The sequence below is a fragment of the Comamonas sp. JUb58 genome (genome assembly GCF_004364775.1).
Classification (GTDB): Bacteria; Pseudomonadota; Gammaproteobacteria; order Burkholderiales; family Burkholderiaceae_C; genus Comamonas.
In genome coordinates this window covers 73,201-82,195 of record NZ_SOAL01000025.1, presented here as the reverse complement: position 1 = coordinate 82,195, position 8,995 = coordinate 73,201, and the positions used below count along the sequence as shown (strand labels likewise).

Annotated in this window: 7 protein-coding genes; all 7 read right to left on the bottom strand. The window is 64.8% G+C overall.

What is annotated here, in order from left to right; genetic code table 11:
- Positions 1–32: 32 nt before the first annotated feature.
- The 7 genes from EDF71_RS22140 to EDF71_RS22110 all read right to left on the bottom strand — a co-directional run bounded on the left by EDF71_RS22140 (position 33) and on the right by EDF71_RS22110 (position 8,940).
- Positions 33–782, bottom strand: a complete 750-nt coding sequence (locus EDF71_RS22140; RefSeq protein WP_133858695.1) for an electron transfer flavoprotein subunit beta/FixA family protein — start codon at positions 780–782, stop codon at positions 33–35.
- A 68-nt stretch (positions 783–850) separates the two neighbouring features.
- Entirely contained in the window at positions 851–2,077 is a 1,227-nt protein-coding gene (locus tag EDF71_RS22135; RefSeq protein ID WP_133858694.1) for a CaiB/BaiF CoA-transferase family protein, read from the bottom strand.
- A 71-nt stretch (positions 2,078–2,148) separates the two neighbouring features.
- Entirely contained in the window at positions 2,149–2,958 is an 810-nt protein-coding gene (locus EDF71_RS22130) for an enoyl-CoA hydratase (protein WP_133858693.1), read from the bottom strand.
- The gene (locus EDF71_RS22125; RefSeq protein ID WP_133858692.1) at positions 2,958–4,115 is read right to left on the bottom strand and encodes an acyl-CoA dehydrogenase; all 1,158 of its coding nucleotides are present in this window, start codon (positions 4,113–4,115) and stop codon (positions 2,958–2,960) included. Before EDF71_RS22125 ends, EDF71_RS22130 begins: the two co-directional genes overlap by 1 nt.
- Before the next feature lie 154 nt (positions 4,116–4,269).
- A complete protein-coding gene (locus EDF71_RS22120) occupies positions 4,270–5,466 on the bottom strand; it encodes an acyl-CoA dehydrogenase family protein (RefSeq protein ID WP_133858691.1) in 1,197 nt (398 codons plus the stop codon).
- 9 nt (positions 5,467–5,475) lie between these two features.
- Complete coding sequence (locus EDF71_RS22115; RefSeq protein ID WP_133858690.1) at positions 5,476–6,672, bottom strand: acetyl-CoA C-acyltransferase; 1,197 nt, start codon at positions 6,670–6,672, stop codon at positions 5,476–5,478.
- Between the two features lie 147 nt (positions 6,673–6,819).
- On the bottom strand, positions 6,820–8,940 hold the full coding sequence (locus EDF71_RS22110) for a 3-hydroxyacyl-CoA dehydrogenase NAD-binding domain-containing protein (protein ID WP_133858689.1): 2,121 nt from the start codon (positions 8,938–8,940) through the stop codon (positions 6,820–6,822).
- Between the last annotated feature and the right edge of the window lie 55 nt (positions 8,941–8,995).

Genomic DNA, 8,995 nt, shown 5'->3' with positions numbered 1-8,995 from the left:
GTCATTTGTAGGTTTCCTTTTGAGCAGCAGCGTTAGATGACTTTGGCTTCGTTCTTGAGCTTGTCGATCAAGGTGGCCACATCGGGCACCTTCACGCCGGCGCCGCGCTTGGCGGGTTCTTCCACCTTCAAGGTCTTCAGGCGCGGGCTCACGTCCACACCCAGGTCTTCTGGCTTGACGGTATCGAGCTGCTTTTTCTTGGCCTTCATGATGTTGGGCAAGGTGACGTAGCGGGGCTCGTTGAGGCGCAGGTCGGTGGTGATCACGGCGGGCAAGGACAGAGACAGGGTCTCCAGACCGCCGTCCACTTCGCGCGTCACATTGACCTTGTCACCAGCGACTTCGACCTTGGAGGCGAAGGTAGCCTGGGGCAGATCGCCCAGCGCGGCCAGCATCTGGCCGGTCTGGTTGGCGTCGTCGTCAATGGCTTGCTTGCCGCAGATCACGAGGCCTGGCTGCTCTTTGTCGACCAGGGCCTTCAGGAGCTTGGCGACAGCGAGGGGCTGCAGCTCTTCTGCGGTTTCCACCAGGATGGCGCGGTCGGCACCAATGGCCATCGCCGTGCGCAGCGTCTCCTGGCACTGGGTCACACCACAGCTCATCGCGATGATCTCGGTCACAACGCCCTTTTCCTTCAATCGCACAGCCTCTTCCACCGCGATTTCATCAAAGGGGTTCATCGACATCTTCACGTTCGCAATGTCCACACCCGAGCCATCGCTCTTGACGCGCACCTTGACGTTATAGTCCACCACGCGTTTGACGGGTACCAGTACTTTCATAGTCTCAGCTTTCTAACAATAAACTCTGGGCCCGCTGCAGCGTCCTGCGCCGTCGGCGGGCCTCGGTATCAATCGGGCAAGGTCAGCACGCCTTGCGCCTGGAGCGACTGCAATTGCGAATCACTCAAACGCAGCAGATTTTGCAGCACTTCGCGTGTACCTTCACCGAGTGTGGGTGGTGCGCGGCGAATCGGCAGGCGTTCGTCATCCATGCGGATGGGCGGCGCCAGCACCGCGGTCTGGCCGGCCACCGGGTGGGGCATGTTCTGCACCAGGCCGGCTTGCTGCACGCGCTCGGAGGTCAGCGCCTCATGCAGGCCCAGCACTTCGCCGCAAGGCACGCCGCAGGCATTGAGCCGCTCGATCAGCAGCGCACGCGGAAAGCTGCGGATGGTCTCGATCATCAGCGGCAGCAGCAGCTTGCGGTCCTTGGCGCGTTCCACATTGGTGGCGTACTTGGGGTTGTCGGCCAGGTCGGGGCGCTCGATCACATCGCGGCAGAAGCGCTCGAACTGCGAGTTGTTGCCCACCGCAATGATCAGCGGGCCATCGGCGGCCTCGAACATGCCATAGGGCACGATCGACGGATGGGCATTGCCAAAGCGCTCCGGGTCCTTGCCCATGAACAGCGCATCGAGCCCGTAGTAGCCGGTGATGCTGACGCCGTTGTCGAACAGCGCCATGTCGATCTTGCGGCCCTGGCCGGTGCGCTCGCGGGCAAACAGTGCGGCCAGTACCGCCTGGGCGGCGCTCATGCCGGTCATCAGGTCCACCACGGCCACGCCAAACTTCAGCGGTGGCTGCGATGCCTCGCCATTCATCGCCATCAAGCCAGCCTCGCCCTGCACCAGGATGTCATAGCCCGGGCGGGCCGCTTCATCGGTGTCGGTGGCATAGCCGGTCACGCTGCAATAGATCAGGTCCTGCTTCAAGGCCTTCAGCGCCTCATAGCCCAGGCCCAGCTTGTCAGCGCCGCCATGCTTGAAGTTGTGGATCACCACATCGAACTGCGGCAGCATCTCCAGGATCAGCGCCAGCCCTTCGGGCTTTTGCAGATCGACGGTGATGGACCGCTTGTTGCGGTTCATGCTGTTGTAGTAGGTGGTCTCGGTCTTGCCAATGCGCAGGCCCCAGTCACGGGTGTCGTCACCGCGCTTGGGGTGCTCCACCTTGATCACCTCGGCACCCATGTCGCCCAGCACCTGGCCGCACAAAGGGCCGGCAAAAACACGGGACAGGTCCAGGACCTTGACACCCGCCAGCGGCAGGGCCCTGGCTTTCTCTTCCTCACGCATACTTGTCTCCTCGGATCACCAGGCCGGCCCATTTTCCAGGCCGATTCTGGTGCCATTTTTCTCAGTCCCTGTCAGCTGCGCAGCTGCAGGTAGTTGGCGGGGCGCTTTTCCAAAAACGCGGCAATGCCTTCGGCCGATTCCGGTGTGGCCTGCGCCTGCACCATCAGCTCGGCTTCCATGTCCAGCTGCGCTTCCAGGCTGTTGTCATAGGCAGCGCGGCACAGCGACTTGATGCTGGCCATGGCCTGCAAGGGGCCTTCAGCCATCTGCGCGGCCAATGCGATGGCGTGGGCCAGTGCATCGCCCGGCTCGGCCAGGCGGTTAACCAGGCCCAGTTGCTGCATGCGCTCGCCGCTCACCCGGTCGCCGGTCAGGCACAGCTCGGTCAGCAGCTGGCGCGACAGGTGCTCGGCCAGAAAGGCCGTGGCGCCGCCGTCGGGCGACAGCCCCACCTTCACATAGGCCACCGAAAACGCGGCATTGCGCGCTGCCACCAACATGTCGCATGCCAAGGCCAGCGACAGGCCGGCGCCGGCCGCTGCGCCCTCCACCGCCGCCACGACGGGCTTGGGGCAGTCGCGTAGCGCACGCACCAGGTCATGCAGGCCTTCGAGCAGCTCGCGGCGCTTTTCCAGCGGCTGGTCGCGGCGCGTCGCAATGCGGCGTAGATCGCCGCCCGAGCAGAAATGCCCGCCGGCACCGGTGAGCACAATCGCGCCCACGGCCGGGTCGGTCGCTGCGTCCTGGAGCGCGGCCGTCAGGCCCAGGTAGAAGTCGGGCGACAGCGCGTTGCGCGCCGCCTCGTTGTTGTTGGTCAGCACCAGCACGCCGCCTTCGCGGCGCGCCAGCAGCGCGGGGTTTGCGTTGCTGGCGGTCGTCATCAGGCGGCCTTGGCTGCAGCGCGTTCCTGGGCCTGCAGCGCCATGTAGCGCGCCAGGTGGTGGTCCATGTCGCCCAGCTGGTGGTCGATCATGATGATGCGCTTGGCGTAGTGCGCCAGCGGCAGCTCCCAGGTCACGCCAATGCCGCCATGCATCTGGATCGCCTCTTCGGCCATCAGGGTGCCAATCTGGCCCACGCTGTACTTGGCCGCCGACAGCGCTTTTTCACGCTCGATGTAGTCAGGGTTGTCGATGGCAGCAGCTGCGTTGATGACGGCCGAGCGGGCCTGCTCGGCTTCGAGCAGCAGATCGGCCATGCGGTGCTGCAGCGCCTGAAAGCTGCCGATCGGCACGCCAAACTGCTTGCGGGTACGCAGGTACTCCAGGGTGTGGTTCTTGGCCACATCCATCGCGCCCAGCGATTCGGCCGCCAGCGCCAGCAGGCCAAAGCCGCAGATGCGTTCGAGCAGCGCATGGCCTTCGCCCAGCTTGCCGAGCAAGGCATCAGCGCCGACCTTGACATTGGCCAGCACCAGCTCGGCGGCATGGCCACCATCGATGCGGCCATAGCCCCGGCTGCTGATGCCAGCGGCATCGCCCGGCACCAGGAACAGCGAGATACCCGCCTCATCGCCCACGGCGCCTGCCGTGCGGGCGGAGACCAGCAGCAGCTGCGCCTGGTCGCCAAACAGCACCACGGCCTTGCTGCCGTTCAGCACCCAGCCATCGCCGTCGGTTTGGGCGGTGGTCGCGACGCGGTTCAGCTCGTAGTGGTTCGCCGGCTCGTCATGCGCCAGCGCGGCAATGGTCTCGCCGCCGATGATGCCTTCGAGCTGCGCCTTTTGCACATCGCTGCCGGCCTCGGTCAGCGCGCGGCCCACCAGCAAGGCGCCCAGCAGCGGCTCTGCGACCAGGTGCGTACCCAGTGCCTCGAACACCACGCTGATATCGACGCCATCGCCACCAAAGCCGCCATCGGCCTCCTTGAACAGCGCGCCAATCGCGCCCAGTTCGGCCAGCTTGGCATAGGTCTCGGCACTGAAGCCCTGGGCGCCATAGGCGGCCTTGTTGCGGTACTCGGTGCTGTACTGCTCGCTCAGGTAGCGGCCCAGCGCATCCGCCAGCATGCGGCGGTCTTCATCCAGTTGAAAGTTCATAAAATCTCCTTGTCAAACCATGGCGCTTGCTGAGAGCGCAGCGCCTGGAACCTGCAGAGCACAGCTGCGAGACGCCAGCAAGGGCCGCCCCGCAGCAAAGGCGTCGTCCCCCTTCCAGGGGGAAGGCGCGCAGCGCCTCAGGGGGTGGCTTATTTCATAGCCCGAGGATCATCTTGGAGATGATGTTGCGCTGGATCTCGTTCGAGCCGCCGAAGATCGACAGCTTGCGGTAGTTGAAATAGGCCGCAGCGGCGGTGGCCGCCTCCTTGGGGCCCACGGGCTCATCGGCGTATTCGGCAAACTGCGCCTCTTCGATAAAGGGCAGCGCATAGGGGCCCATCGCACGGCGGATCAGCGACAGCAGCTCCTGGCGCACGACGGTGCCCTTGATCTTGAGCATCGAGCTCTCGGCGCCCGGCACACCGCCGCCCGCGACCGAGGCGATCACGCGCAAGTTGGTGGTGGCCATGTTCAGCAGCTCGATCTCGACCTTGGCCATGCGGGTGGCAAACTGCGGGTCTTCGATCAGCGGCTTGCCATTGCGCTGCACGCGCTGGGCAATCACCTTGAGCTTTTCCAGCCCGGCCATCGAGAAGCCCACGCCGGCAATGCCGGTGCGCTCATAGGTCAGCAGGTACTTGGCATAGGTCCAGCCCTTGTTCTCCTCGCCCACCAGGTTGTCCAGCGGCACCTTCACATCGGTCAGAAAGACTTCGTTGACTTCCTTGTCGCCATCCAGGGTGCGGATGGGGCGCACTTCGACGCCAGGCTGGTTCATGTCGATCAGCACAAAGCTGATGCCTTGCTGCGACTTCACCTCTTTGTTGGTGCGCACCAGGCAGAACATCATGTTGGCGTGCTGGCCCTGGGTGGTCCAGGTCTTCTGGCCGTTGACGATGTAGTGGTCGCCGTTGCGCACAGCCGTGGTCTTCAGCGAGGCCAGGTCGGAGCCTGCCCCCGGCTCGGAGTAACCCTGGCACCACCAGTCATCGCCATTCAGAATGCGCGGCAGCCAGTGGCTCTTCTGCGCCTCGTTGCCGTACTTGATCAGCACCGGACCAAGCATGGACAAGCCAAAAGGCACCAGGCGCGGGCCACCGGCCAGGGCACACTCGTCATCAAAAATGAACTTCTGCACCGGCGACCAGCCCGTGCCGCCAAACTCCTGCGGCCAGTGGTAGGCCAGCCAGCCCTTCTTGTTCAGGATGGCATGCCAGTTTTCCTGGTCAAAGCGCGTCAGGCGCTGGCCAGCCTTGACCTTGGCGGCCAGCTCCGGGGGCAGGTTGTCTTGCAGAAACGCACGTACTTCGGCGCGGAAGGCTTCTTCTTCGGGGCTGAATTGCAAATCCATCGCAGTTCCTTAAAAAATCTCAAAGAGGCCAGCGGCACCCATGCCGCCGCCCACACACATGGTCACCACGCCCCACTTCACTTTTTCGCCCCGGGCCTTGCGGCGCTGGCCTTCGAGCAGGATGTGGCCGGTCAAGCGCGCGCCGGTCATGCCAAAGGGGTGGCCGATGGAGATCGCGCCGCCGTTGACGTTGAGGCGGTCCATGGGGATGCCCAGCTTGCGCTGGCAGTACAGCGCCTGCGAGGCAAAGGCCTCGTTCAGTTCCCAGAGGTCAATGTCCTGCACCGTCAGGCCGTGGCGCGCCAGCAGCTTGGGCACGGCAAATACCGGGCCGATGCCCATCTCGTCGGGCTCGCAACCGGCAATGGCCAGGCCACGGAAGGCGCCCAGCGGCGTCAAGCCCAGCTTGGCCGCTTCCTTGGCCTCCATCAGCACGCAGGCGGCCGAACCATCGGACAGCTGCGAGGCATTGCCGGCGGTGACAAAGTTGCCCGCGCCCTTGACGGGTTCCAGCTTGGCCAGGCCTTCGAGCGTGGTCGAGGGGCGGTTGCAGTTGTCCATGGTCGCGGTGACGTCCTTGTAGCTGACCTCACCGGTTTCCTTGTTCTTCTCGGCCATGCGCGTGGCGCAGGGCACGATCTCGTTGTCAAAGGTGCCATTGGCCTGCGCCGCTGCGGTGCGCTGCTGGCTTTGCAGCGAGAAGGCGTCTTGGTCTTCGCGGCTGATGCCGTAGCGCTTGGCCACCACATCGGCGGTGTCGATCATCGCCATGAACAGGTCAGGCTTGTGCTCCACCAGCCAGGGATCGGCATCCGAGGGGTTGGTGTTGCTCGAACGGATCAGCGAGATGCTCTCGACACCGCCTGCCACCATCGCTGGTGCGCCATCGACAATGATGCGGCCAGCCGCAAAGGCAATCGCCTGCAGGCCCGAGGCGCAGAAGCGGTTGACCACGGTGCCGCCCACGCTGATGGGCAGGCCGGCACGCACAGCCGCCTGGCGGCCGATATTGCGGCCGGTCGTCCCTTCGGGGTAGCCGCAGCCCAGCACCACGTCTTCGATCAGGGCCGGGTCGATGCCGGCGCGCTGCACCGCTGCGCTGATGGAAAAGGCCGCCAGCTGCGCACCGGGCGTGACATTGAATTCCCCACGGTGGGATTTGGCCAGCGGCGTACGCGCTGTCGAAACGATGACGGCTTCACGCATGCATGTCTCCTTGGGTCTGAGCGACCGTTGATTGTGATTTTTGGGGCCGGCAGCGCTTGTCACCCAAGCGCTAACCGCCATTTTTGATAGTGCAACCCGGGCTTCGCCTGCATGGAAGCCAGGGGTTGCCTCAAGCCTGACTCTGCGTCAGGCCGCCTTGTTCAGGCTCTCGAAGTTCTCGCCCTTCTCCACCAGCTCCACCAAGAGCGGCGATGGCGTCCAGAACAGCGCGTCTTCCTTGGCGAACTCACGGATGTCGGCCAGGATCTTGTCCAGGCCCACCATGTCGGCCCATTTCATCGGGCCACCCCGGAAGCGCGGGAAGCCGTAGCCGTAGAGGAAGGTCACATCCACATCCAGCGGACGCAGCGCAATGCCTTCGCGCACCACGTTGGCGCCTTCGTTGACCATCGCGGCCATGTAGCGGCGCATGATCTCGGCATTGCTGAAGCTGCGCGGCGTCACGCCAGCACGCTGGCGCTCGGCATCCACAATCGCCAGCACTTCAGGGTCTTGCTCGCCCACACGCGCGCCTTGCGGGTACAGGTAGTAGCCGCGCTGGGTCTTCTGGCCAAACCAGCCTTTTTCGGCAATGCGGTCGGCAATCTGCACATAGCGGGCCTTGGGGTCGCGCGTGGCAGCCTTGCGCTTGCGCGTGGCCCAGCCAATGTCGCCACCGGCCAGGTCGGCGACCTGGAAGGGGCCCATGGGGTAGCCAAACTCGCGCACGGCCTCATCGATCTGGTAGGGCGAGGCACCGTCTTCGAGCAGGTAGTTGGCCGCTTCGCGGTACACGGCCAGAATGCGGTTGCCGATAAAGCCATCGCAGACACCGGCGCGCACCGGCACCTTCTTCATGCGGCGGGCCAGCTCGAAAGCGGTGGCCACCACATCGGCGCTCACCTTGGCGGGCACCACGATCTCCAGCAGCTTCATGATGTTGGCGGGGCTGAAGAAGTGCAGACCGATGACATCCTGCGGACGCGAGATGCTCGCGGCAATCGCATCGATATCCAGGTAGGAGGTATTGGTGGCAATCACGGCGCCGGGCTTGCAGACCTTGTCCAGCTCGGCAAACACGGCCTTCTTGACGCCCATCTCTTCAAACACCGCCTCGATCACCAGGTCGACCTGGGCGAGCGCGGCGTAGTCGGTGCTGCCGCTGTAGCGCGCCATGATGGCGGCCTTTTTCTCGGCCGTCATGCGGCCCTTGGCGATCAGGCCGTCGTAGACCTTTTCCACATTGGCGCGGCCCCGGGCGATGGATTCCGCATCGCGCTCGACCATCACCACCGGCAGGCCGGCATCCAGTGCCGCCACGGTGATACCGGCGCCCATGGTGCCGCCACCCACCACGCCGATGCTGTTCAGGGCGCGCGGTGCGGCGGCCTTGGCTTCAGGGATCTTGGCGGTTTCACGCTCGGCAAAGAAGGCATGGATCAAGCCGGCGCGCTGCGGGCTCTCCAGGCATTGCACAAACAGCTTGCGCTCGTTTTGCATGCCCTGCTCAAACGGCAGGTCCAGCGCGCCTTGCACGCATTCGATGATCTTGCCGGGCGAGAACAGGCCCCGGCTTTTCTTGGCCGATTCGGCCTTGGCGGTGTCCAACTCAGCCTGCGACGCGGCCTTGTCGGCCAGGGCCGTAGCTTCGCGGGTGCGGCGCACCGGGGCGTTCTGCGCCAGCAGTGCGTTGGCATAGGCCAGGCCGGCCGTGCGGGCATCGCTGCCGGCGGGCTCGACCTTATCGACCAGGCCCATGGCCAGCGCTTCTTCGGCACTGGCATGGCGGCCCGAGAGCATCAGATCCAGTGCGGCCTTGACGCCAATCAGGCGGGGGGTGCGCTGCGTGCCACCGGCGCCGGGCAGCAGGCCCAGTTGCACTTCGGGCAGGCCCAGCTTGGCGCCAGAGACGGCCAGGCGGTAGTGGCAGGACAGCGCCACTTCCAGGCCACCGCCCAGCGCCGGGCCATGGATGGCGGCGACGACGATCTTGTCGCTGTTTTCCAGCTGCACCAGCACATCGGGCAGGCTGGGTGGCATCGCGGGCTTGCCGAACTCACGGATGTCGGCACCGGCGATAAAGGCTTTGCCGCTGCCCACCAGCAAGATGGCCTGGACCTGCGCATCGCTGCGCGCCTGGGCCACGGCATCGGCCAAACCCTGGCGCACGGCCTGGCTCAAGGCGTTGACGGGGGGGTTCTGGATGGTGACGACCAACACGTGCCCTTCGCGGGCGATGTTCACTACAGCGGCGTTTTCAGCGCTCATGCATGTCTCCTGGTAGATCAATCGAAAGCTTGTTGCGAACCATTGTCAGTGCAAC